Origin of the sequence: Billgrantia sulfidoxydans (genome assembly GCF_017868775.1) — a bacterium.
Lineage (GTDB): Bacteria > Pseudomonadota > Gammaproteobacteria > Pseudomonadales > Halomonadaceae > Halomonas > Halomonas sulfidoxydans.
On record NZ_CP053381.1, the window covers coordinates 2,246,423 to 2,267,268 of the forward strand.

Below are 20,846 nucleotides of genomic sequence, written 5' to 3' on the forward strand. Positions count from 1 at the left end.
TGCGTCGATTCTCAGAAGTTGTCTTTCCAGGCCCGCAGCGTGGTGAAAGTGGCCTGGTCGGTATCGGTACTGCCATGCCGGGCAGCCGTGGCGCGCACATCGGGATCGGCACAACGCAAGAAGGGATTGATGCGCTTCTCCCGGGCCAGGTGGCTGGGCAGGGTGGGGCGGTCAAGATTGCGGGCACGCTGGGCCTCGACAAGCGCATCGGCAACGTCCCGGTTGTGCGGATCGGCCGCCTGGGCAAACCTGAGGTTGGCGAGGGTGTATTCGTGAGCGGCGAACACCAGCGTATCGTCCGGCAGGGCGGCCAGGGTCTGCAGCGAGCGGTACATCTCCTCGGGAGTACCCTCGAACAAGCGGCCGCAGCCGGCGGAGAACAGCGTATCGCCGCAGAACAGCAGCGGCGGAATGCCGGCGGTGAAGAAGGCAATGTGATCGCGGGTGTGTCCTGGCACCTCGTGCACATCGAAGCGTCGCCCCATGACCCGGCACGTGTCGCCCTTGCCGACACGCTCCGTCAGGCCTTCGATGCCTGGGTTGTCAGGCCCTATCACCTGGGGCGAGTAGCGCTCGATGAGTTGCGGCAGCCCCCCGGTATGATCGGGGTGGTGGTGGGTAACGAGGATGGTCCCGAGGGTAAGACCCTCCTGCTCGAGCACACGGAGGACCGGTTCGGCGTCACCGGGATCCACGACACAGACTTCAGGGCTCGTATCCTGGCGCATGAGCCAGATATAGTTGTCGCTTAAAGCGGGAATCGGTGTCACGCTCAGCATAGGCGGTCTTTCCTTCGTCGCGTCGTCTACCGAAGTGAGTGGCGGTCGTTGGTCCGTTCCTCGCACCCGGCGTGCGGCCGAGCGCCACCGTGGGCGCTCACTCGACCGAGGGCCGTGCACGGCAAAAATGCCGGAAATGCCTGCAAAACCGGTGATCATGGAGGTAATGGTCAGCAATGTCAAACCCGCATGAAGCGCTCGCCCTGGCACGGCTGTATCGGGAAGGGCACCGCTACTGGTCCAGCGATGACGGCCAGGCGCACTGGCGCGCCGAACGGGCCTGCCTGGGACCGCTCTGCGAGAGCCTGCATGGCGGCCATAGTCTGGAGCTCGGCATGGGGCCCTCGCTTACCGATATGTCTCCCATTCGCCACAACATTCGCTGGGCACCGACGACCGAACTGTGCGAGGGCGCCTCCGCCCTGGTGTGTCCACTGGATGCGCTCGCGCTGCCCGATGAGTGCCTCCACCTGGTCATCGTTCATCATCTGCTGGAGGTCGTCGACGAGCCTCATCGATTGCTCCAGGAAGCCGCGCGGGTCACGGCGGACGATGGCTGCCTGGTCGTGCTTGGCTGGACGCCGATGGGCCTGGGCGGCCTCGCGCGCCTCACGCCGGGGCGCCGCCACCGCATGCCCTGGCGCGGACATTGGCGCTCGCCATCCAAGCTCGGCGACTGGCTCGCGTTTGTCGACTTCCGCGTCGAGCGGGTAGACTACTGCGGCTTTCACCTGCCCGGCAGCCCGCCTGGCAATGCCGCGCTGGAAACGCTGGGGCGGCGCCATAACGTACCGCTGGGTGACAGCTACATCATTCACGCCCGCCGCCGAAGCCGGCTCGCCCAGAGGCAACGCCCCAGGTTGAGGCTGCAGGGTACCCTCGGCGGCGGTGCGCTGGGCCATGCCACGCGCGTCGGCGGTGCCGCGCCGGAACCGAGCAGAAGGACAGCCGAAGTTGAGTGCCAGTGATTCCGACAAGCCGCTCCCCCGTGTCACCATACATACCGATGGCGCCTGCCGTGGCAACCCGGGGCCGGGCGGATGGGGGGCAGTGCTGAGCAGCGGCCGGCACGAAAAGACCCTGAACGGCTTCGAGGCGACCACCACCAACAACCGCATGGAGCTGATGGCCGCGATCATGGCGCTGCGAACGCTCAAGCAGGCCTGTGAAGTGGAGCTGTGGACCGATTCGGAGTACCTGCGCCGCGGCATCACCGAGTGGATTCACGGCTGGATGAAGCGCAACTGGAAGACGGCAGCCAAGCAGCCGGTCAAGAATGCCGAGCTATGGCGGGAGCTGCTGGAGGAGACCCAGCGCCACCGTATCCACTGGCACTGGGTCAAGGGGCACAGCGGCCACCCCGGCAATGAGCGAGCCGATGCGCTGGCCAATGCCGCCATCGACGCTCACTGGAGCCGAGGCATGTCGCAAACCACCCAATCTGAGTCCTAGATCATGCGTCAGATCGTTCTGGATACCGAAACCACCGGCATCGACCCCCGCGAGGGCCACCGCCTGATCGAGATCGGCGCCGTGGAACTCGTCAACCGGCGCCTGACCGGCAACACCTACCACCAGTACATCAACCCCCAGCGCGAGGTCGAGGCCGAGGCCATCGCGGTGCACGGCATCACCAACGAATTCCTTGTCGACAAGCCGCTCTTCGCTGAAGTGGCCGATACCTTCTGGGAGTTCATCCGCGGTGCGGAGCTGGTGATCCACAACGCCGCGTTCGACGTCGGCTTCATCGATCACGAATTCAGCCTGCTGCTGGGCGCTCGGGGCGAGCCACGCCTGGGCCCGGTGGCGGAGCACTGCCGAATCCTCGATACGCTGCAACTGGCCCGGGAGCGCCACCCGGGGCAGCGCAACAACCTCGATGCGCTGTGCAAGCGCTACGAGATCGACAACGGCCACCGCGTGCTGCACGGCGCCCTGCTCGACGCCGAGATCCTGGCCGACGTCTACCTGGCCATGACCGGCGGGCAGACGGCACTGTCGCTGGATGCCGAGGAGCGCAGCGACAGGCAGGCCATGACCAGCGGCCTGTCGATCAGGCGCATGACGCTGCCTGCCGGCAGCCTGCGCGTGCTACGCCCCGGCGACGCTGAGCTCGCGGCACACCGGGCCAAGCTCGAGCAGATTCGCCAGGCGGCGGGCAGCTGCCAGTGGGATGCGCTGACGGAACAGCCCCGGGGGAGCGGCGATGCTGCGCCGTGAGCTGCCACTGACGGCCAGCCACGGCAGGCTCATCCGGGTCGCCGCGGGGCGCATCGCACCCGGAGCGGACGGCGGCCCCCTCCAGCAGGCGCAGCCCTGGCCAGATAGCGTGCAACCGCTGGCGTACTGGCACGACGAACCGATCGCGCTGTCGGTGGAAGAGCATGCCGGCGAGCACTGGCCCGATGGCCGTCAATGGCTCGCCCGCCTTCCCGAGTCCTGGTTTCCGCTGCTCTCCACGGCCCTGCAGGTCGCCGCCTGGCTTCGCGATCACCGCTTCTGCGGTCGCTGCGGCGCGCCAGCCGCTCGGCTCGACGCCGAGTTCGCCATGCATTGCGAGCAATGCGGGCATCGCAACTACCCGCGCATCTCGCCATGCATCATTACCCTGGTCACCCACGGCGACGCCATGCTGCTGGCCCGCAGCCCGCGCTTCCCACCGGGGCGCTACTCCACCTTGGCAGGCTTCATCGAACCAGGGGAGTCCGCCGAGGAGGCGGTTCATCGGGAGATTCACGAGGAGGTGGGCGTCAGCGTGGGGCGGATTCGCTACTACCGCAGCCAGGCCTGGCCGTTCCCCCACGCGCTGATGCTGGGCTTCTTTGCCGAGGCAGCCAGTCGTCGCATTCGCATCGACGGCATCGAGATTGCCGACGCCGCCTGGTTCCACCCCAAGCGGCTTCCGCAGCTGCCGCCTCCCTATTCCATCTCGCGGGCACTGATCGAGACCCACCTTGCCGAGGTGGCCGACGGCTTGAAATGAAACGGGTCGCCAGCCGGCGACCCGTCACCTTCCTTACCCCTTCGCTCAGCGATTCGGAAACAGGCTCGTCAGCTTGGTCGCCAGCATCACGTTGCCGGTGGCCTTGAGCTTGCCGGTCATGAACGCCGTCATGCCATTGACCTCCCCGGTCATGATGCCCTTCAACGTCTCGCTGCTCATGGAGAGCGATACGGAGGGATCGTCATGCTCGCCTTCCTCGATCGACAGGGTACCGTCCTTGACCACCAGGTAGTGGCTGCCATTGTCACTGAAGTGGAACTGGAAGACATCGTTCATGCCCTGGGCAGCCTGTGGGTCGAAGCGCTCTTGCAGTTTGTCTAGTGTCGAGGTGGACATGGAGATCCTTCCTTTGTGAGTGAAGAGGGTCGGGGTGCCCGTAGGGCAGAGGTTATTTCAAACGATTGTTTCAATCAAGTCCGTTGTCAGGAACGTGCCAGCGGGTCACGATGAGTGAAACTACGCGAAAACGGAGAGGCGACGTGAATGAATGGTTGATGGACATGGGGCGTTTCGTCGTGCAGGTGTCGGTTCTGACGCTGCTGGTCGTGGTGACGGTCGTGGTGATCGCCCGGATCAAGAGCGAGGCGGGTGAACGCGTACGCCTGCGGGTCGATGAGCTGAACAATCGTCTCGAATACCGGCGTCGCCGGCTTGCTCTGGCCGCCACCGAGCCGAGCGCTCGCAAGCGCTTGGCCAAGGCTTTCCGGCGCGACGACAAGAGCCGCTCCCGTGCTGGCCGCAGGCAAGCCGACGAGCCTCGCGGCACGGTGTGGGTACTGGACTTCCACGGCGACCTCCGGGCGACGGGAGCCGCCCGCTTCGCCGAAGAGATTTCCGCCGTCACCGCGGCGGCCAGCGAAGGGGACGAAGTCGTGATTCGCCTGGAGTCGGCGGGCGGCCTGGTGCACGCCTACGGCCTGGCGGCCGCCCAGGTCGATCGACTGCGCGAGGCGGGGCTCGACACCACGGTATGCGTGGACAAGGTGGCGGCCAGCGGCGGCTATCTCATGGCGTGTGCCGCGAATCAGCTGCGTGCCGCACCGTTTGCCGTTCTGGGCTCGATCGGCGTCGTGGCCCAACTGCCCAATGTCCACCGACTGCTCAAGCGCCACGACGTCGACGTCGAACTGCTCACGGCAGGCGAGTACAAGCGAACGCTGACCGTATTCGGCGAGAACACCGAAGAGGGACGGGAGAAGTTCCAGTCGGACCTCGAGCACATACATGAGCTGTTCAAGCGGCACGTGGCCGAGCGCCGCCCGACGCTGGACGTCGAAGCGGTGGCGACGGGGGAGGTGTGGTACGGGCGCGATGCGCTCGAGAAGGGCCTGGTGGACGCCTTGGGTACCAGTGAGGCCTATCTCCTGGCGCGCATGGAAGAGGCACGAGTCGTCAGCGTACGCCTGGAAGCCCGACATCCAATGGGAAAACGGCTCGGCCTGGCCGTCAGGGAAGGCATTGAGGCCGGCGTCGAGCGGGTGCTGGAACGGCTCGATGCCAGCCGCTGGGAAAAGCGGTGAGTCATTCAGCCGGGCTCGTCACGCCTCCTGCAGCCTGACGAGCGCTCCGATCATCTCACGCGCCTGCTTTCCCTGCAGCGAATAGTAGATGGTCTGGGACGCGCGTCGCGTCGACACCAGGCCTTCGCGCCTGAGGATCGCCAGGTGCTGGGACAGCGCCGACTGGCTCAGCGCCAGCCGTTGGTTGAGCTCCGTCACCGACAGCTCGGAGCCATCCAGCAGACACAGGATGCGCAGTCGATTGTCGTTCGCCAGAGCCTTCAGAAGCGCAGTAGCCTGGTCGATGGCCGGATTGCCGGCCTGGAGAAGGCGGGATGCAGCGCTGTGCGAGGTGCTCATGGTGATCTCCCCCGTGTTGCTGCCCGGTCCACGCACTGGCTCCGGGCAGGCGGCTTCGGGCGGCTACCTCGCCCACGACAGAGAGCGCAAACCACCTGTCGCAGACGATGCGATCCGGCAGTGCCCAAGTTTGGTTATGGCATTGCTGATTTAGTCATCATTGATAGTGACTCCGCGACTGTCAAACGAAGAATCAACCCAACAGGACATTCAGGAGACGAGCTCGTCACATTGTCAACAATTATGTAGCGGAAATATGCCTTGAATCGCTTTTTCGGTTTGACTAGCCGATGGTATGAAGGAAATCTTGGAAAAAACCTCTAGAGTGTCAACAATCCAAGTTCACAGCGATGCCGGACAAGACCCTCATGACCACCTACAATGCCGAGTACCAGCGCTCCATCGACCAGCCTGAAGGCTTCTGGTCCGACCAGGCGAAACGTATCCCCTGGTTCACGTCACCGCGCACCATTCTCGAATATGACGAGCAGGGCCATGCGAGATGGTACGTCGACGGCGAGATGAACCTCTGCCATGCCGCCCTGGACCATCACGTGGCTCAGGGGCGTGGTGACCAACCGGCTGTCTACTGGGATTCGCCCGTCACCGGCGCCAAGCGCACCCTGACCTATCGCGAGATGCGCGACGAGGTAGCGCTGTTCGCCGGGGCCCTGAAGGACCTCGGCGTCGAAAAGGGCGACCGGGTCGTCATCTACATGCCCATGGTGCCGGAGGCGCTGGTGGCCATGTACGCTTGCGCGCGCCTGGGAGCAGTGCATTCCGTGGTCTTCGGCGGCTTCGCGCCGCACGAGCTCGCCGTGCGCATCGACGACGCCCGACCCAAGGTCGTGGTGGCGGCCTCCTGCGGCATCGAGATCGAGCGGGTGATTCCCTATCAGCCCAACATTCAGGCGGCTATCGAGCAGAGCGAGCACAAGCCCGACGCTTGCGTCTACCTGCAGCGTGAGCAGCAGCGTGCCGCACTCGGTCCGTGCGACCACGACTGGGCAGAGCTGCTGAAGCGTGCCACTCCGGCCGATTGCGTGCCGGTCAAGGGCAGCGACCCGCTCTACGTACTGTATACCTCGGGCACCACGGGCAAGCCCAAGGGCGTCGTACGTGATACGGCGGGCTATGCGGTGGCGTTGCACTACTCGATGGAGACCATTTACGACGTGGCGCCGGGCGACGTGTTCTTTTCCGCCTCCGATGTCGGCTGGGTAGTGGGGCATTCCTATATCGTCTATGCGCCGCTGCTGCGCGGCTGTACCACGGTCGTCTACGAGGGCAAGCCGGTCAGGACGCCGGACGCCGGGGCCTTCTGGCGCGTCATCAGCCAGTACCGGGTCAAGAGCTTCTTCACCGCGCCCACGGCCTTCCGGGCCATCAAGAAGGAAGACCCGGACGGCACGCTGCTGCAGCAGTACGATATCTCCTGTCTGAAGGCGCTCTACCTCGCCGGCGAGCGCCTCGACCCGCCGACCTTCCACTGGCTCGACGACCTGCTCGAAGTACCGGTGATCGACCACTGGTGGCAGACCGAGACCGGCTGGCCGATCGCAGCCAACCTGCAGGGGCTGGAGCCGCTGCCCACCAAGGCCGGCAGCGCCACCGTGCCGGTACCCGGCTTCAACGTGCAGATCCTCAACCGGGAGGGCGAGCAGGCCGGGGCGATGGAGCAGGGCAGCGTGGTCATCAAGCAGCCCATGCCGCCTGGCTGCCTGGTGGGGATATGGGGCGATCCACAGCGCTTCCATAGCGCCTACATGGCGGCGTATCCGGGTTACTACCTGACCGGTGACGGCGGCTACTTCGACGAGGATGGCTATCTGTTCATCATGGGCCGCACCGATGACGTCATCAACGTGGCGGGGCACCGTCTCTCGACCGGTGAGATGGAGGAAGTCGTCGGTGCGCACAAGGCCGTCGCCGAGTGTGCCGTGATCGGTATCCACGATGCCCTCAAGGGGCAGATCCCGGTCGGCCTGGTGATCCCCAAGGACGGCTTCGATGGCGACGAGGTTGCGCTCGAGAGCGAGCTCATCGCCCTGGTGCGCGACAGGATCGGCCCGGTCGCCTGCTTCAAGCAGGTTCTGGTGGTCAACCGGCTGCCCAAGACCCGCTCCGGCAAGATCCTGCGCAAGCTGCTGCGTAACATCGCCGATGGCAAGGAGTACGGCGTCCCCTCGACCATCGACGATCCCGCCAGTCTGCAGGACGTGCACGAGGCCATGAAGGCACGTGACGTCGGCGCCGCCCATGAGGCCCGCCAGGTCTGACCTCCGTCACGGCCAGCCCATCGCGCCGCCCTGCAGGGCGGCGCAGCTGCCAGCGCCGGCATTGGCCAGCGCCGCACCTGCCACGTATAATCTCCGCCGCATTCCGGTAACCGTTCTCGACGGGTGCCGGCGAGGGTTCCCTCACCCCTCGTCCGTTCGACAGGCCACACCAAGGCCGCCAAAAAGGATTCATGCATGTTCGTACTGTCGCAAGCGCAGCAACGCCGCTGCCTGCTGCTGCTGGTGTCATTCCATATCCTGGTGATCGCGGCCAGCAATTATCTCGTGCAGTTGCCCTTCACGCTGTTCGGGTTTCATACCACCTGGGGGGCGTTCAGTTTTCCCTTCATTTTCCTCGCCACCGATCTCACGGTGAGGCTGTTCGGCAAGGAGCCGGCCCGGGCCATCATCATGCGGGTCATGCTCCCCGCGCTGCTCGTCTCCTATGTCGTCTCGGTGGTCTTTCCCCGCGGCACCTTCATCGGCTTCGCCGCGCTCGGGGAGTGGAACCTGTTCGTGGCTCGCATCGCACTGGCGAGCTTCATGGCCTACGTGCTGGGCCAGCTTCTCGACGTTCAGGTCTTCGACCGCCTGCGCACCCTGCGCGCCTGGTGGATAGCGCCGGCGGTTTCCACCGTGCTGGGCAACCTCGCCGATACCGCGGCCTTCTTCGCCATGGCGTTCCATCGCAGCCCCGACCCCTTCATGGCCTCGAACTGGGTCGAGATCGCCACCGTCGACTACGTGATCAAGCTTGCCATCAGCCTGCTGTTCTTCCTGCCGCTGTATGGCGTGCTGCTGGCATGGCTGAGCCGGAGGCTGGTGTCGCTCACCGGACAGCAGGATCTCGCGCCGCAACATCTGTGATCGCCGAATCACGATGCATCGCCAAGACAACCTCGGGGAGGAGCAATGAGCGTCGAACTCAACTACCACGACACCGGAGGAGAGGGCACGCCGCTGGTCGTGGTCCACGGCCTGCTGGGCAGCGCCGACAACTGGCGTTCGCACGTCAGGCAGTGGCAGGCTCGCCGACGGGTGGTGGCTGTCGACCTGCGCAACCATGGCCGCTCGCCGCATGCCGAGGGCATGAGCTATCGCGAGATGGCGGCCGACGTGCTGGCCCTGATGGATCGCCTGCGCATCGACAAGGCGCACCTGCTCGGCCACTCCATGGGCGGCAAGGTCGTCATCAGCCTGGCGCGACAGGTGCCTGAGCGCGTGGCATCACTGATCGTGGCGGATATCGCGCCGCAGGCCTATGGCCATGACCACGACGCCGTCTTCGCCGGGCTCCGGCACCTCGAGCGAGGCAAGCCGGAGAATCGGCGTGAGGCCGACGCCTTGCTGGCCGAACATGTCGCCGAGCGTGCCACTCGGCTGTTCCTGGCCACCAACCTGGAGCGTGGGGAGCATGGCGGGCTGAAGCTGCGAGTCGGCCTCGACCAGATCGAGGCCGGCTATCGCGACATCATGCAGGCCCCCGCCGGTGAGGGCGCCTTCGAGGGGCCGACGCTGGTGCTGCGAGGCGGGAAGTCGCACTACGTCCCGGATACGGCGCTGGCGAACCTGCGCGAGGTGCTCCCCAACTCGCGCCTGGTGACCCTCGAGGAGGCTGGCCACTGGTTGCACGCCGAGCAACCCGAGGCGTTCCAGTCGGCGGTCGAGGAGTTCCTGGATTCACTGCCAGACTGAGGTGCTCAGGGAGCGGTCGTGCCGAGATCGACGGCGAGCCGCTCCAGCGGCGTTGCGGTCTCGACCACGCCCGCCTCGAGCAGGAACTGCTCGAACCGCAGGTAGCGCCCGCGATCCACGGCCGCAGGCTGCAACGCAAGGCGAGGAACGATATCGTTCCAGGCGTCGCGCCCGGTGTGGTCGGCAAGTGCGGGCTCGGCCGTCTCCAACAGCTGCCAGGCCTCATGCGGATGGTTGACGATCCACAGGGCGGCCTCCTCCAACGCCGAGACCAGTCGGCGCACGGCATCACGCTTGCCATTGAGCCGGTCACGATTGGCCATCAAAATCAGTCCATCGTGGGCAGGCAAGCCGTACGCCTCGCTCGGCAACGTTCGTGTCATCACGCCTTCGTCCGCCAGCTGTCGTGGCAGCAGGAAGCGATGATGCATCACCAACCCGTCGACTCGCTGCTCGCGCATGGCCGCCAGGGCAGAGTAGCCGACCTCCTCGAGCTCCACCAGCTCGAGCCCCATGGCCGTGCCCAGCAGCTCCGTGAGCATGCTGGCCAGCACCACATCACGGCCGTCGCCGTCGGTGACACCGATGCGCAGCCCCTCGAGAGGGATCTCACCGCTGTCGCTTCCGAGCGCATCGCTCACTAGCAGGCCGGAAACGGGAGTCGCGATCAGCGTGGCCACGCGCACCACCGGCATCCCCTTGTCGACCAGCAGGTGCAGTTGAGGTTGGCGCCCGAGTGCCAGGTCGGTGCGTCCCGCCGCCAGCAGCTTGGCAGGCACGCTGGGATCCGCTGGCGCGATCAGCGCCACATCCAGCCCGCGGCGTGCAAACATGCCTCGTTCACGTGCCACGAGCAGGGCGGCATGCTGGGGGTTGAGGTACCAGTCCAGGGTGACGGTGAGGCGGGTCGTAGGCGGTGGCACGATTGGTTCGGCAGGCACACTGACCATCGAGGGCACCTCCGCGGCAGGCTCGGCCCGAGGCTCCTGCTGGCCGGATGGTTCGTCCTCCAGCAGTGGCGCGAGGACACCCCGGCCCTCGACCGCCGGAGGCACCTCGACCACTGCCGCAGCTTCGCTTGGCGCCAGGGTCTCCGTGTCGCGCAGCTCGGGAGGAACCTTGACGATGCTCTCGAGCTCAAGCTCGAGCGGAGGGGCTGGCAGGGCGGCTTCCCGGTCGGCATCGGCCACGAGCTGAAGGGAAAGCGATACGGCCAGAATTGCGATCGTTCCAGCCAGGGCGCGAGCCATGCAGCGTCGATGGGGCTTGGCCATGGATGGACGTCTCCAGGCAATTCGTAAGCGTCGGTAAGCAGTTAGTTTATCGTTGTCGTGCCAGTCATGGCTAGCCGAGGCAGCGCCTGCCCCGCCTGGGCACTCGTGGCATAATGGGGCATCCCGGCTCGAGGTCATGCATGGACACCATCAATACGCTTTTCCTGCTTTCCGGTTTTCTGATCGCCCTCAGCGTCGTGGCCAGTCGTATCTCTTCCATGGTGGGGCTGCCCTTGCTGTTGATCTTCCTGGGCCTGGGGATGCTGGCGGGCGAGGAGGGGATCCTTGGCATCCAGTTCGACGACTACTCGCTGGCGTTTCTGATTGGTCACCTTGCGTTGGCCATGATCCTGCTGGATGGCGGGCTGCGCACCCGCCTCAAGACCTTTCGTGTCGGCTTCAAGCCCGCGCTGTCGCTGGCCACACTCGGCGTGTTCGTCACCAGCGGCGTGGTGGGGGTATTCGCCATGTGGGTGTTCGACCTCACCCTGGTCCAGGGGCTGCTGGTGGGAGCCATCGTCGGCTCGACGGACGCCGCGGCGGTGTTCTCGATGCTCAGCGGGCGTGGCGTCCATCTCAACGAGCGCGTCAGTGCCACGCTCGAGATCGAATCCGGCACCAACGATCCGATGGCCATCTTCCTGACCCTGCTGCTGGTCGAACTGTTGGTGGGCGACATCCGCGGCCCGCTCGAGACCGCGATGTTCATGGTGCTGCAGTTCGGTCTCGCCACGTTGATCGGCCTGGGCGGCGGCTGGCTGAGCGCCAAGTTACTGCGTTGGCTCGATCTCGCCCCCGGGCTGTACTCGCTGCTGGCCCTGGGCCTGGGCTTCTGTGTCTTCGGTGCCACCAGTTTTCTCGGCGGAAGCGGCTTCCTGGCGATCTACCTGACCGGGCTGATGATCGGTAACCAGCCGGGGCGTCACCTCAACTTCATCCTTCCCGTACATGACGGCCTGGCATGGCTGAGCCAGATCGGCCTGTTCTTGATCCTGGGCCTGCTGGTCAATCCATCCGGGCTGCTCGAGTTCGCCTTGCCGGCCGCGCTGGTGGCCCTGGCCTTGATCTTCGTCGCCCGACCGCTGGCGGTGCTGCTCACGGTGAAGCCCTTCTTCCGCTTTCGCTGGCGTGAGATCGGCTTCATCTCGTGGGTGGGATTGCGCGGGGCGGTCCCCATCGTGCTCGCCATCTTCCCCGTCATCGGCGGGGTGGAGAATGCCGCGCTCTATTTCAACGTCGCATTCGCCGTGGTGCTGTTGTCGCTGTTGATCCAGGGCGGAACCTTGCCGTTGATGGCGCGCTGGACGAAGGTGGAGGTTCCCCTGGGAGTCACCCCGGACCACCGTGGACCGCTAGGGATCCTGCCCGAGAACGACTACGAGATGTTCGTCTATAAGGTGGACAACCAGGACCTCGACGATGTCCCCATTCGCCTGCTGCGCTTCCCCTCCGGCGCGGTGATCTCGGCACTCTTCCGTCAGCATGCCATGCTGCATCCCAAGGGCAGCACCCGACTCAAGCCCGGCGACGTCATCTGCGTCATCGGGCGCAGCGAGGATCTGCCGGCCCTCAATCGGCTCTTCAGTGGGGATGCCAAGCTCAAGCGCGAGCGCGCCTTCTTCGGCACCTTCACCTTCGACGGCGATGCGTTGATGAAGGACATCGCCGGTGTCTACGGCCTGACCCTCAGCCCCGGGGAGAGCGAGATGACGCTCGCCGAGTTCGTTTCACTGCGCGTGGGCGGCCACCCCGTAGTGGGCGACGACATCGACTGGCATGGCATTCATTGGGTCATCAGCGAGATGGACGGCAACCGTGTGACTCGCGTCGGCCTGCGCCTCTATTGACTGCCCGCCGTGCAGCCTGATGACACCGCGATTGTCCTGCAGCCTGGCAGGGAGCGGTGTCGGCCGCCTCGCTTGTCGCCCCCGTCGAGGGCAGCTATCTTCCTCGATACCATCACGTTCAACAGGATTTGACGGAGGTAGTCATGACTCGAGGACTCGGAGGTCGCTCACCTGCCAACATCACGCACCATCTGCAGGGCGTGGATTTTCCCGCCCGGCGCGATGACCTGATCGCTCAGGCCCAGGCCAATGGCGCGGAGGACGAGGTCTTGGAGGTCGTTCGGCGTTTGCCGGAACAGGAATACGAGAGCATGGCCGATGTCACCAAGGGCGTCGGTGAGGTCGAATAAGGCGCACTTCACTCCCGCAAGGAGAGCGGCATGCTCAAGTTTCTGGCAAGTACCGTCGGCATTATCTTTCTCATCGGGCTGGCCGTGGTCATTGGCCTGCTGATGCTCATCTTCTGACGTCACTCATTGCCAGGGCAGCGCCGCTGCCCTGGTACGGCAAGCCTGCACTCTTCGCAAGAACCTGCCTCCCTTCGCTAGTATGTGGGTACGCTAAAAGAAGTTGACGGGAGCTTGCGATGTTGCTTTCGCATCGACAGTGGTTCGTGCTGGTAGCAGGTCACGCGATCGGCACCTTCCTGTTCGTGATCCTGGGCTGGCCCCCCGATGCCAACCATGACCTTTTCCTGGCCTTTGGCGGCATGCTGGTGCCGACGCTGCTGGCCTTCTTCGGCGCGCTACTGGGACGTATCCACAGCCGGCAGGGCGCAAGCGTGGGAATGGTCATCGGCTATGTCATCTTCTTCGCCCCGGCCGGCGTGGTGATGCTGGGCAGATGAGCGGCCAAGCAAAGCGCCCGGCCGAAGCCGGGCGCATGGATAAGGCGTGGGACCTTCAACCGGAGATGGCAAAACTCGCCGCGTTGAGCCAGAGGTGGGCGGCCACGCTGGCGGCATAGCCCACTGCAATGGCGGGTGCCCAGCGCAAGTGCCCAATGAAGGTATAGCTGCCGCGCGCCTGGCCCATCAGCGCGACGCCGGCGGCGGAGCCGATCGACAGCAGGCTGCCGCCGACACCGGCCGTCAGGGTGATCAGCAGCCAATGTCCGTGCGACATGTCGGGCTCCATGGTGAGCACGGCAAACATCACCGGGATGTTGTCGACCACGGCGGAAACCACACCCAGCACGATATTGGCCCAGGTGGCGTCCCAGCCCGCGTAGAGCGCCTCGGAAAGCAGGCCGAGATAGCCCAGGAAGCCGAGACCGCCGACGGCGACTACCACGCCGTAGAAGAACAGCAGGGTATCCCACTCCGCGCGTGCCACGCGGTTGAAGACATCGAAGGGAACCACGCTGCCCAACTGACGCAGCTTGCGCTCGTCACCGCGACGGGTATAGCGGATGCGCTTCTTCTCCAGCGAACGCGGCAGCGTCATGCGCAGGAAGTAACCGAAGAACTGCAGGTAGCCAAGACCGGTCATCATCCCCAGCACCGGCGGCAGGTGCAGCAGGGTATGGCAGGCCACGGCGGTCGTGATGGTCAGCAGGAACAGCAGAATGATGCGGCGCGCGCCACGCTTGAGCCAGACATCCTCATAGACGCCTTCCGGCTTGCGGTTGTTGATGAAGAAGGTCATCAGCACGGCCGGGATGAGGAAATTCACCAGCGAAGGCACCAGCAAGGTGAAGAATTCGTAGAACTGGACAATTCCCGCCTGCCAGACCATCAGGGTGGTGATATCGCCGAAGGGGCTGAAGGCACCGCCGGCATTGGCGGCCACGACGATGTTGATGCAGGCCAGGTTGATGAAGCGCTTGTCACCCTCGGCCACTTTGGTGACGACAGCACACATCAGCATGGCCGTCGTGAGGTTGTCGGCGATGGGCGAGATGATGAAGGAGAGGGAGCCGGTCAGCCAGAACAGCTGCTTGTAGCTGAACCCCTTGCGAATCATCCAGGAGCGCAGGGCATCGAAGACGCGCCGCTCGTCCATGGCATTGATGTAGGTCATCGCCACCAGCAGGAACAGCATCAGCTCGGCGAATTCGAGCAGCGTCTCGCGAAAGGCGTGCTCGGCCTCGGTGGGCATGCCAGACTGCACGTAGACCCAGCCGATCATGACCCAGATCAGACCGGCAGCCACCAGCACCGGCTTGGACTTGCGCATGTGCAATTTTTCTTCGCCCATCACCAGCGCATAGGCGAGCACGAAGATGGCGACAGCCACATAACCGACGGTCGAATCGGTCAGATCAAGGCTGCCAGTCACCGCCAGAGCGGCAGGGCTGAACAGCAGGATGCCGAAAGCAAGCAATAGGGCACTCGGCCAACGGAGCGATTTCCGTAGCCTGGTTTGTGAACAGCAACCAGTTGGCATGGAGGGTAATCCTGTTTGTTAAGGTTTTCAGGGAGAGGTGAAAAAAGCGCCTGAATTTTATCATGCCCTGTTGCGGTGCAACAGTTATCCGGAAGGGGTAGAGGGGGTTTGGGACTAGACATTAGTCAATAAAAAACCCCTGACTCGGCAGGGGTTTTTTAAAGAATCAAGGTGGCGGAGGGACAGGGATTCGAACCCTGGAAGGGCGTTAACCCTTGCCGGTTTTCAAGACCGGTGCATTCAACCGCTCTGCCATCCCTCCGGCTCACGGGGGCGAATATTACCAGTTACGTTCATAAGGTCAAGTGGGATTCAGCAAAGTGCATCGAGGGGAGGGCGAAGGTGGCCGGAGATGACACGATGAAGGTGAGGCCAGCCCCGGCGGTTGCGGCAGCCGTGGTGGATCGGGGCAAGGTGTTGATGGTTCGCCGGCGTCACCCTCCCAATGCCGATATGCTCGCGCTGCCGGGAGGGCGCGTCGAGCCGGGCGAGACGCTGTTCGAGGCCGCCGTGCGCGAGTTGCGCGAGGAGACCGGTGTCGACGCCGAAGCGCAGCGCGTGCTGACCGCCATCGATCAGATCCAGTGCGATGAGGCGGGTCGCTTGCTCAGCCACTTCGTCATCGTGGTAGTGGAATGCCGCTGGACGGGAGGGCGCGCGATGGCAGGTGACGACGCGAGCGATGCCCGCTGGCTGGATGCGGTACAGCTCAGTGAGGATGCCGAACTGTGCGCCAGCGCACGCCAGATCGCGCTCGAGCTGCTGACAGTCGCGGAGTTTCGATGAAGAGGCGTTGAGTCTTGCAGAACTAAGGACTTGCGTCGGGAACCAAGCAACGGCATCCTTGGTCCACTGCAGAGATCAACCAAGATCAATCACAGGGAGCTCTGGATCAATGGCCTATCACGACACACATGTGGCCCAGCACTCGTCGCAGGCCGTCAGTGCCAGCAAAGTGCTGCGCAATACCTATGCGCTGCTGGCGATGACGCTGCTGTTCTCCGCCATCACAGCGGGTGCCGCCATGGCCATGGGCGTCGAGCGGATGAACATCCTGGTCTTCTTCATCGGCGCATACGGCTTGATGTTCCTGGTGCACAAGACCGCCAACTCGGCCGCCGGCCTGCTGGCGACCTTCGCCTTCACCGGCTTCATGGGCTTTACCCTCGGCCCGATTCTCAGTGCCTACCTGGCGCTGCCCAACGGGGCCGCGCTGATCATGAACGCCCTGGCCATGACCGGGTTGACTTTCATCGGTCTCTCCGCGGTGGCGCTGATCACGAAGAAGGATTTCAGTTTCCTGGGCAACTTCCTGATGGCCGGTGCCATCGTGCTGATCCTGGCCATGGTGGCGGGCCTGGTCTTTCAAATCCCCACCCTGATGCTGATGGTGTCGGCTGGCTTCGTGCTGTTCGCCTCGGCCGCCATCCTCTTCCAGACCAGCGAAATCGTACATCGCGCCGGCGAGACCAATTACATCCTCGCCACCATCACCCTGTACGTCTCGATCTACAACCTCTTCGTCAGCCTGCTGTCTCTGCTCGGCATCATGAGCAACGACTGAAGCCAGCGGTCAACGGTTGCCAGGCCCCGCCACTGCGGGGCCTGCGTGTTTACGAAGACAGGAACAGCCCATGCGCTATGGTCTACTCGTCGAGGGAGCGCCCTACAGCAGCCAGGCATCCCACTCTGCGCTACGTTTTGCCATGGCGCTGATCGCCAGAGGACATCGGGTGGAAAGCGTCTTCTTCTACCATGATGGGGTCTACAATGCCTCTCGCCTTGCCGCACCGCCCCAGGACGAACCGCATCTTCACGATGCCTGGTGCTCACTCCATGCCGAGCACGCTACCCGGCTACAGGTCTGTATCGCCGCCGCCTTGCGCCGCGGGCTGCTCGATTCGCGCGAAGCCGATCGGCATGGCAAGTCGGGGCACAGCGTCGAACCTCCCTTCGAGCTGACGGGGCTTGGCCAACTGGTCGATCTGGGGCACTCGGTCGACCGGCTGGTGACCTTCGCCCCCTGAGGAGAACCAACGATGCCAACATGCCCCCCGGTCACCGGAGACGTGCTGGTCATCCTGCGGCATGCACCGCATGGCAGCAGTTGGCTGCGCGAAGGCCTCGACGCCGCGCTGGTGGCCGCCGCCTTCGGTCAGTCGGTAACCCTGCTGTTCCAGGGCGACGGCGTGCTGGCCCTGGCCAAGGGGCAGCAGGGCGGCCCGCTCGGCCAGAAGGGCACTGCAGCGACCCTCGATATGCTGGCCATGTACGATATCGAGTCGGTCCACTTCGATCCGGAGGCGCTCGAGCGCTTCGGGCTTGCCCAGCAGGATCTGCAGCTCCCTGCCACGGCAGTCGACGCCGGCTCGCTCCCGCCAATGATTGCCGGGCATCGGCTGGTCCTGACATTCTGATGACCTTGACGCCGGAACGAGGACGCCCATGATCCTGCATATTCTCAATCGACCGCCCAGTTCGAGCCTGGTCTACCGCGACGCGCTCGCTGCGATGGGGGGCACGGATCGACTGCTGCTGATCGAGGACGGCGTGCTGGGCGCCATGACGGCGCAGGTTCGCCACTTCCAGGCGATCGACGGGCGCCTTTTCGCGCTGCGCGAGGATCTCAGCGCGCGCGGTCTCGAGGGCCAGTGCGATGCCAGCGTCCAGGTCGTCGACGTGGATGGCTTCGTCACCCTGACCGAAGAGGCCGACAAGACAGTGAGCTGGTTCTGATGGCTTCCTCCGAGATCGATCGTTACCTGCAGGTCGGCGACGAGCGCATCGCCCTCGACCCCGAGGGCTATCTTGTCGACCTCTCGGCCTGGACCCCGGCCGTGGCCGAAGCCCTGGCCGCCGAGGAGGGGCGCGAGCTGACGACGGAGCACTGGGAGGTGATCGAGGTGCTGCGCCGCTTCTATGAGCGCTATGAAGCAGCGCCGGCCATGCGCCCGCTGGTCAAGGCGGTGAACCAGTCGCTGGGACCGGAGAAGGGGCGCTCGTTGCACCTGATGAAACTCTTTCCCGACAGCCCCGCCAAGGTGGCTGCACGCCTTGCCGGGCTGCCGAAGCCCGCCAACTGTCTCTGACGGCAGCAACATGAACTTCCTGGCCCATGCCTGGCTTGCCCGCGGCGGCAGCGACGACTTCCTCTACGGCAACCTGATCGCCGACGGCGTGAAGGGCCGCGACCTCACCGCCTGGCCCGCCGAAGTGGCCAACGGTATTCGCCACCACCGTCGCGTCGACGCCTTCGTCGACGCGCACCCGGTGGTGCTCGCGGCCCGCCGACGTGCGCCCCCAGAGTATCGGCGCTACGCAGGGATCGCCCTCGATCTGGTGTGGGACCATTTCGTGGCACAGGAACTCGCGCTGGATCAGCGGCCGTCTCGCCTGGTCCAGCGCAGCTACCGGGTGCTGAGTCACCGACCTGCGCCGGCGCGCCTGGAGCGGATGATTCCGGCCCTGGTCGCCCAGGACTGGCTGCACCGCTACGCCGACTTCGCCTTTACCTGCGATGCGGTGCGCGGGATCGGCCAGCGCCTCTCCGGCCCGAACCGCCTGGCGGCACTGGTGCCCTGGTTGGAGGAGGACTACGTCGCCCTGGAGTACGACTTCCGCCGGCTGTGGCCGGCAGTGGCGATGGCGCTCGAAGTAGCCCCCGGCAGCGAACGCCTCAGCCGCCCCTAAGCCACAGGCACTCGACCGTGTCGCCCACTTCGATACGTGAATCGGCCGGGATCGCGGCCAGCGCATCGGCTCTCACACAGGAGGAGAGCACCGCCGAGCCCTGATCCGCGAAGGCATGGGCCGTGATGCCGTGCTCGCTCATGTCCAGGCTGACCCGCATGTAGTGCCGCCGTGGCCCAGTGCGAGTGGCAAAGTCGGCGCGTGCGCTGAGCCTGGGCAGACTGGCAAGGCCGGGGCAGTCGAGCAGGGCGCCCATCAAGGGGCGCAGGAAGAGCCAGGCGGCGACGAAACCGGAGACGGGATTGCCGGGCAGGCCAACGAAGCGCACCTCGCGCCCGTCGCTGGCGGCAAGCCTGCCCAGTGCCAGCGGCTTGCCGGGCTTGAGCGCCAGGCGCCACAGGTCGAGCCGACCGATCGCCTCGATGGCGGACTTGACGTGGTCTTCCTCGCCGACGCTAACACCACCGGTGCTCACCACCACATCGACCTGCTCGGCAGCCAGTGCCAGCATGGCGCGGGTGCCGGCGGCATCGTCGGGCATCGAGGCAATGAAGGTGACCTCGGCGCCGAAACTTTCCAGCAGCTCCTTCAGCATGGGGCGGTTGCTGTTGTAGATCTGACCCGGGAGAAGCGGCCGGCCCGGCTCGACGATCTCGTCGCCGCTGGCGAGCAGGGCGACGCGGGGGCGACGGCGTACCGCGACCTCGACGATGCCTTGGCTCGCCAGATGCCCCAGCGCGGCGGCATCCAGGCGATGGCCGGCCTCGAGCAGCACCGCGCCGGCGGCGACGTCGCTGCCGCGGTGGCGCACGTTATTGTTCGCAGGCACCTGGCCTGGTATCGCCACGACGTCACCAGCGAATTCGACCTTCTCCTGCATCACCACGCAGTCGGCGCCGGGGGGGAGCGGGGCGCCGGTGAAGATGCGTGCGCAGCTGCCCCGCTCCAGCGGCTGCGGCTCGCTTCCCGCGGCGATGCGCTGGGCGATGGGCAACCGCTTGCCGGCGTCCTCGTGGTGCAGGGCATAGCCGTCCATGGCGCTGTTGTCGAACGGTGGCACGTCGAGGCGGGCGATGACCTCTTCGGCCAGCACGCGACGCCCGGCCAGTTCGCAGGAAACGGTCTCCGCCTCGACGGGGGAGACCTCCTTCAACAGGGCGGCAAGCGCCGCCTCGACGGACTGTAGCTCAGACATGCTGGCCTCGTTCGGGGATGACCAGGTTGGCGAAGTTGCACGGCTTGTGGCGGCTGTCGAGCTGTTCGAGCAGCAGCCCATCCCAGGCCGTGCGACAGGCGCCGCTCGAGCCCGGCAGGCAGAAGATCGCGGTGGCGTTGGCCAGGCCACCGAGACAGCGGCTCTGGATGGTCGAGCTGCCGATCTCCTGCCAGGAGAGCTGGCGGAACTGCTCGCCGAAGCCCTCGATGCGCTTGTCGAGCAGTACCGCCACCGCTTCGGGCGTGGAGTCGCGGCCGGTGAAGCCGGTCCCGCCGGTGGTGAGGATCACCTGGATCCCAGGGTCTGCGATCCACTCGGAGACCACGGCACGAATGCGGTAGACGTCGTCGATGACGATGCGGCGGTCGGCCAGGCGATGCCCGGCCTCGGCGAGCCGCTCGGCGAGCAGGGCGCCACTGCGGTCGCTGTTGAAGTCGCGGGTATCGGAGATGGTCAGAACCGCGATGCTGAGCGGGATCATCGCCTCGCTCATGACCGGGGTTCCCGCTTGCGGGCCTGACGCGCCTCGAAGGCGGCCTGCTGCTCCGGCGTGGCCTCCTGCTGGTACTTCACCTTCCACTCGGCGTAGGGCATGCCGTAGACGTACTCGCGCGCGGCCTCATAGTCGAGCTCGGCGCCCTGTTCGTCGGCGGCGGCCACCAGCCACTTGGAAAGACAGTTGCGGCAGAAGTCGGCGAGAATCATCAGGTCGATGTTCTGCACGTCCTTGTTGGCATCCAGATGCTGGAGCAGGCGACGGAAGGCGGCCGCCTCCAGCTGGGTGCGTGTGGCGTCGTCGAGATGCTGCATGACGTT

27 protein-coding genes and 1 tRNA gene are annotated in these 20,846 nt (G+C 65.2%); 19 read left to right on the forward strand and 9 right to left on the reverse strand.

Annotated features, from left to right (window positions below):
* Positions 1 to 11: 11 nt before the first annotated feature.
* Positions 12 to 779 (reverse strand): hydroxyacylglutathione hydrolase, encoded by a 768-nt coding sequence (gloB, locus tag HNO51_RS10405; protein ID WP_197447296.1) that lies wholly within the window; start codon positions 777 to 779, stop codon positions 12 to 14.
* A gap of 176 nt (positions 780 to 955) precedes the next feature.
* Here gloB and HNO51_RS10410 point away from each other — a divergent pair, with 176 nt between their 5' ends.
* The 4 genes from HNO51_RS10410 to nudC are packed head-to-tail and all read left to right on the forward strand — an operon-like array spanning position 956 to position 3,762.
* A complete protein-coding gene (locus tag HNO51_RS10410; RefSeq protein WP_209537395.1) occupies positions 956 to 1,747 on the forward strand; it encodes a class I SAM-dependent methyltransferase in 792 nt (263 codons plus the stop codon).
* Positions 1,734 to 2,231: a ribonuclease HI gene (gene rnhA / locus HNO51_RS10415; RefSeq protein ID WP_209537396.1), complete on the forward strand. Its 498-nt coding sequence runs from the start codon at positions 1,734 to 1,736 to the stop codon at positions 2,229 to 2,231. The genes HNO51_RS10410 and rnhA overlap by 14 nt, the downstream gene beginning before the upstream one ends.
* A 3-nt stretch (positions 2,232 to 2,234) precedes the next feature.
* On the forward strand, positions 2,235 to 2,999 hold the full coding sequence (dnaQ, locus tag HNO51_RS10420) for a DNA polymerase III subunit epsilon (RefSeq protein ID WP_197447299.1): 765 nt from the start codon (positions 2,235 to 2,237) through the stop codon (positions 2,997 to 2,999).
* The gene (nudC, locus tag HNO51_RS10425; protein ID WP_197447300.1) at positions 2,986 to 3,762 is read left to right on the forward strand and encodes an NAD(+) diphosphatase; all 777 of its coding nucleotides are present in this window, start codon (positions 2,986 to 2,988) and stop codon (positions 3,760 to 3,762) included. The genes dnaQ and nudC overlap by 14 nt, the downstream gene beginning before the upstream one ends.
* Positions 3,763 to 3,807: 45 nt before the next feature.
* Here nudC and HNO51_RS10430 read toward each other — a convergent pair whose 3' ends face one another.
* On the reverse strand, positions 3,808 to 4,119 hold the full coding sequence (locus tag HNO51_RS10430; RefSeq protein ID WP_197447301.1) for an SCP2 sterol-binding domain-containing protein: 312 nt from the start codon (positions 4,117 to 4,119) through the stop codon (positions 3,808 to 3,810).
* A gap of 143 nt (positions 4,120 to 4,262) precedes the next feature.
* Here HNO51_RS10430 and sohB point away from each other — a divergent pair, with 143 nt between their 5' ends.
* On the forward strand, positions 4,263 to 5,303 hold the full coding sequence (gene sohB / locus HNO51_RS10435; protein WP_197447302.1) for a protease SohB: 1,041 nt from the start codon (positions 4,263 to 4,265) through the stop codon (positions 5,301 to 5,303).
* 18 nt (positions 5,304 to 5,321) lie between these two features.
* Here sohB and HNO51_RS10440 read toward each other — a convergent pair whose 3' ends face one another.
* Entirely contained in the window at positions 5,322 to 5,642 is a 321-nt protein-coding gene (locus tag HNO51_RS10440; RefSeq protein WP_111411897.1) for an ArsR/SmtB family transcription factor, read from the reverse strand.
* Between the two features lie 368 nt (positions 5,643 to 6,010).
* On the opposite strand from HNO51_RS10440, the gene HNO51_RS10445 reads away from it, so the two are divergent.
* The 3 genes from HNO51_RS10445 (at position 6,011) to HNO51_RS10455 (ending at position 9,616) form a co-directional block, all read left to right on the forward strand.
* Positions 6,011 to 7,921, forward strand: a complete 1,911-nt coding sequence (locus HNO51_RS10445; protein WP_209537397.1) for a propionyl-CoA synthetase — start codon at positions 6,011 to 6,013, stop codon at positions 7,919 to 7,921.
* Positions 7,922 to 8,116: 195 nt separating this feature from the next.
* The gene (locus HNO51_RS10450) at positions 8,117 to 8,788 is read left to right on the forward strand and encodes a 7-cyano-7-deazaguanine/7-aminomethyl-7-deazaguanine transporter (protein ID WP_209537398.1); all 672 of its coding nucleotides are present in this window, start codon (positions 8,117 to 8,119) and stop codon (positions 8,786 to 8,788) included.
* 45 nt (positions 8,789 to 8,833) lie between these two features.
* On the forward strand, positions 8,834 to 9,616 hold the full coding sequence (locus HNO51_RS10455; RefSeq protein WP_209537399.1) for an alpha/beta fold hydrolase: 783 nt from the start codon (positions 8,834 to 8,836) through the stop codon (positions 9,614 to 9,616).
* A gap of 5 nt (positions 9,617 to 9,621) precedes the next feature.
* Here the strand turns inward: HNO51_RS10455 and HNO51_RS10460 are convergent, their stop codons facing one another.
* A complete protein-coding gene (locus tag HNO51_RS10460) occupies positions 9,622 to 10,890 on the reverse strand; it encodes an ABC transporter substrate-binding protein (RefSeq protein WP_209537400.1) in 1,269 nt (422 codons plus the stop codon).
* A gap of 140 nt (positions 10,891 to 11,030) precedes the next feature.
* On the opposite strand from HNO51_RS10460, the gene HNO51_RS10465 reads away from it, so the two are divergent.
* The 4 genes from HNO51_RS10465 to HNO51_RS10475 all read left to right on the forward strand — a co-directional run bounded on the left by HNO51_RS10465 (position 11,031) and on the right by HNO51_RS10475 (position 13,584).
* The gene (locus HNO51_RS10465; protein WP_197447307.1) at positions 11,031 to 12,737 is read left to right on the forward strand and encodes a potassium/proton antiporter; all 1,707 of its coding nucleotides are present in this window, start codon (positions 11,031 to 11,033) and stop codon (positions 12,735 to 12,737) included.
* Positions 12,738 to 12,880: 143 nt separating this feature from the next.
* Positions 12,881 to 13,087 carry a DUF2795 domain-containing protein gene (locus HNO51_RS10470; protein WP_209537401.1) on the forward strand — a complete coding sequence of 69 codons (207 nt, stop codon included), beginning with the start codon at positions 12,881 to 12,883 and terminating at the stop codon, positions 13,085 to 13,087.
* Positions 13,088 to 13,117: 30 nt separating this feature from the next.
* Positions 13,118 to 13,204: a small membrane protein YohP gene (locus HNO51_RS21315; RefSeq protein ID WP_442345781.1), complete on the forward strand. Its 87-nt coding sequence runs from the start codon at positions 13,118 to 13,120 to the stop codon at positions 13,202 to 13,204.
* A gap of 119 nt (positions 13,205 to 13,323) precedes the next feature.
* Positions 13,324 to 13,584, forward strand: a complete 261-nt coding sequence (locus HNO51_RS10475; protein WP_197447309.1) for a hypothetical protein — start codon at positions 13,324 to 13,326, stop codon at positions 13,582 to 13,584.
* Positions 13,585 to 13,639: 55 nt separating this feature from the next.
* On the opposite strand, the gene nhaD is transcribed toward HNO51_RS10475, so the two are convergent.
* The gene (nhaD, locus tag HNO51_RS10480; protein WP_209537402.1) at positions 13,640 to 15,124 is read right to left on the reverse strand and encodes a sodium:proton antiporter NhaD; all 1,485 of its coding nucleotides are present in this window, start codon (positions 15,122 to 15,124) and stop codon (positions 13,640 to 13,642) included.
* A 172-nt stretch (positions 15,125 to 15,296) separates the two neighbouring features.
* Positions 15,297 to 15,386: transfer RNA gene (locus tag HNO51_RS10485), tRNA-Ser, on the reverse strand.
* 98 nt (positions 15,387 to 15,484) lie between these two features.
* Between HNO51_RS10485 and HNO51_RS10490 the strand changes: the two genes are divergently transcribed.
* The 7 genes from HNO51_RS10490 to HNO51_RS10520 all read left to right on the forward strand — a co-directional run bounded on the left by HNO51_RS10490 (position 15,485) and on the right by HNO51_RS10520 (position 18,814).
* Complete coding sequence (locus HNO51_RS10490) at positions 15,485 to 15,910, forward strand: NUDIX hydrolase (RefSeq protein WP_209537403.1); 426 nt, start codon at positions 15,485 to 15,487, stop codon at positions 15,908 to 15,910.
* Positions 15,911 to 16,019: 109 nt separating this feature from the next.
* Positions 16,020 to 16,688, forward strand: a complete 669-nt coding sequence (locus tag HNO51_RS10495; protein ID WP_197447312.1) for a Bax inhibitor-1/YccA family protein — start codon at positions 16,020 to 16,022, stop codon at positions 16,686 to 16,688.
* Positions 16,689 to 16,758: 70 nt separating this feature from the next.
* Positions 16,759 to 17,151: a sulfurtransferase complex subunit TusD gene (gene tusD, locus HNO51_RS10500; RefSeq protein ID WP_197447313.1), complete on the forward strand. Its 393-nt coding sequence runs from the start codon at positions 16,759 to 16,761 to the stop codon at positions 17,149 to 17,151.
* A gap of 12 nt (positions 17,152 to 17,163) precedes the next feature.
* Positions 17,164 to 17,541 carry a sulfurtransferase complex subunit TusC gene (tusC, locus tag HNO51_RS10505; RefSeq protein WP_197447314.1) on the forward strand — a complete coding sequence of 126 codons (378 nt, stop codon included), beginning with the start codon at positions 17,164 to 17,166 and terminating at the stop codon, positions 17,539 to 17,541.
* A 28-nt stretch (positions 17,542 to 17,569) separates the two neighbouring features.
* Entirely contained in the window at positions 17,570 to 17,860 is a 291-nt protein-coding gene (tusB, locus tag HNO51_RS10510; RefSeq protein ID WP_197447315.1) for a sulfurtransferase complex subunit TusB, read from the forward strand.
* Complete coding sequence (locus HNO51_RS10515; protein ID WP_197447316.1) at positions 17,860 to 18,213, forward strand: TusE/DsrC/DsvC family sulfur relay protein; 354 nt, start codon at positions 17,860 to 17,862, stop codon at positions 18,211 to 18,213. Before tusB ends, HNO51_RS10515 begins: the two co-directional genes overlap by 1 nt.
* A 10-nt stretch (positions 18,214 to 18,223) precedes the next feature.
* Positions 18,224 to 18,814, forward strand: coding sequence for an acyl carrier protein phosphodiesterase (locus tag HNO51_RS10520; RefSeq protein WP_197447317.1), 591 nt, complete (start codon positions 18,224 to 18,226; stop codon positions 18,812 to 18,814).
* Here the strand turns inward: HNO51_RS10520 and HNO51_RS10525 are convergent.
* The 3 genes from HNO51_RS10525 to HNO51_RS10535 are packed head-to-tail and all read right to left on the reverse strand — an operon-like array spanning position 18,801 to position 20,840.
* Positions 18,801 to 20,009, reverse strand: a complete 1,209-nt coding sequence (locus HNO51_RS10525) for a molybdopterin molybdotransferase MoeA (protein ID WP_209537404.1) — start codon at positions 20,007 to 20,009, stop codon at positions 18,801 to 18,803. The two genes, HNO51_RS10520 and HNO51_RS10525, sit on opposite strands and share 14 nt — an antisense overlap.
* Positions 20,002 to 20,523, reverse strand: a complete 522-nt coding sequence (gene moaB, locus HNO51_RS10530; protein ID WP_197447319.1) for a molybdenum cofactor biosynthesis protein B — start codon at positions 20,521 to 20,523, stop codon at positions 20,002 to 20,004. The genes HNO51_RS10525 and moaB overlap by 8 nt, the downstream gene beginning before the upstream one ends.
* Positions 20,520 to 20,840, reverse strand: coding sequence for a DUF1244 domain-containing protein (locus tag HNO51_RS10535; protein ID WP_197447320.1), 321 nt, complete (start codon positions 20,838 to 20,840; stop codon positions 20,520 to 20,522). The genes moaB and HNO51_RS10535 overlap by 4 nt, the downstream gene beginning before the upstream one ends.
* Between the last annotated feature and the right edge of the window lie 6 nt (positions 20,841 to 20,846).

Coding starts and splice junctions, on each gene's coding strand:
- gloB (WP_197447296.1), bottom strand. CDS start 779: ATGCTGAGCGTGACACCGATTCCCGCTTTAAGCGACAACTATATCTGG.
- HNO51_RS10410 (WP_209537395.1), top strand. CDS start 956: ATGTCAAACCCGCATGAAGCGCTCGCCCTGGCACGGCTGTATCGGGAA.
- dnaQ (WP_197447299.1), top strand. CDS start 2,235: ATGCGTCAGATCGTTCTGGATACCGAAACCACCGGCATCGACCCCCGC.
- nudC (WP_197447300.1), top strand. CDS start 2,986: ATGCTGCGCCGTGAGCTGCCACTGACGGCCAGCCACGGCAGGCTCATC.
- HNO51_RS10430 (WP_197447301.1), bottom strand. CDS start 4,119: ATGTCCACCTCGACACTAGACAAACTGCAAGAGCGCTTCGACCCACAG.
- HNO51_RS10440 (WP_111411897.1), bottom strand. CDS start 5,642: ATGAGCACCTCGCACAGCGCTGCATCCCGCCTTCTCCAGGCCGGCAAT.
- HNO51_RS10445 (WP_209537397.1), top strand. CDS start 6,011: ATGACCACCTACAATGCCGAGTACCAGCGCTCCATCGACCAGCCTGAA.
- HNO51_RS10450 (WP_209537398.1), top strand. CDS start 8,117: ATGTTCGTACTGTCGCAAGCGCAGCAACGCCGCTGCCTGCTGCTGCTG.
- HNO51_RS10455 (WP_209537399.1), top strand. CDS start 8,834: ATGAGCGTCGAACTCAACTACCACGACACCGGAGGAGAGGGCACGCCG.
- HNO51_RS10460 (WP_209537400.1), bottom strand. CDS start 10,890: ATGGCCAAGCCCCATCGACGCTGCATGGCTCGCGCCCTGGCTGGAACG.
- HNO51_RS10465 (WP_197447307.1), top strand. CDS start 11,031: ATGGACACCATCAATACGCTTTTCCTGCTTTCCGGTTTTCTGATCGCC.
- HNO51_RS10470 (WP_209537401.1), top strand. CDS start 12,881: ATGACTCGAGGACTCGGAGGTCGCTCACCTGCCAACATCACGCACCAT.
- HNO51_RS21315 (WP_442345781.1), top strand. CDS start 13,118: ATGCTCAAGTTTCTGGCAAGTACCGTCGGCATTATCTTTCTCATCGGG.
- HNO51_RS10475 (WP_197447309.1), top strand. CDS start 13,324: ATGTTGCTTTCGCATCGACAGTGGTTCGTGCTGGTAGCAGGTCACGCG.
- nhaD (WP_209537402.1), bottom strand. CDS start 15,124: ATGCCAACTGGTTGCTGTTCACAAACCAGGCTACGGAAATCGCTCCGT.
- HNO51_RS10490 (WP_209537403.1), top strand. CDS start 15,485: ATGAAGGTGAGGCCAGCCCCGGCGGTTGCGGCAGCCGTGGTGGATCGG.
- HNO51_RS10495 (WP_197447312.1), top strand. CDS start 16,020: ATGGCCTATCACGACACACATGTGGCCCAGCACTCGTCGCAGGCCGTC.
- tusD (WP_197447313.1), top strand. CDS start 16,759: ATGCGCTATGGTCTACTCGTCGAGGGAGCGCCCTACAGCAGCCAGGCA.
- tusC (WP_197447314.1), top strand. CDS start 17,164: ATGCCAACATGCCCCCCGGTCACCGGAGACGTGCTGGTCATCCTGCGG.
- tusB (WP_197447315.1), top strand. CDS start 17,570: ATGATCCTGCATATTCTCAATCGACCGCCCAGTTCGAGCCTGGTCTAC.
- HNO51_RS10515 (WP_197447316.1), top strand. CDS start 17,860: ATGGCTTCCTCCGAGATCGATCGTTACCTGCAGGTCGGCGACGAGCGC.
- HNO51_RS10520 (WP_197447317.1), top strand. CDS start 18,224: ATGAACTTCCTGGCCCATGCCTGGCTTGCCCGCGGCGGCAGCGACGAC.
- HNO51_RS10525 (WP_209537404.1), bottom strand. CDS start 20,009: ATGTCTGAGCTACAGTCCGTCGAGGCGGCGCTTGCCGCCCTGTTGAAG.
- moaB (WP_197447319.1), bottom strand. CDS start 20,523: ATGAGCGAGGCGATGATCCCGCTCAGCATCGCGGTTCTGACCATCTCC.
- HNO51_RS10535 (WP_197447320.1), bottom strand. CDS start 20,840: ATGCAGCATCTCGACGACGCCACACGCACCCAGCTGGAGGCGGCCGCC.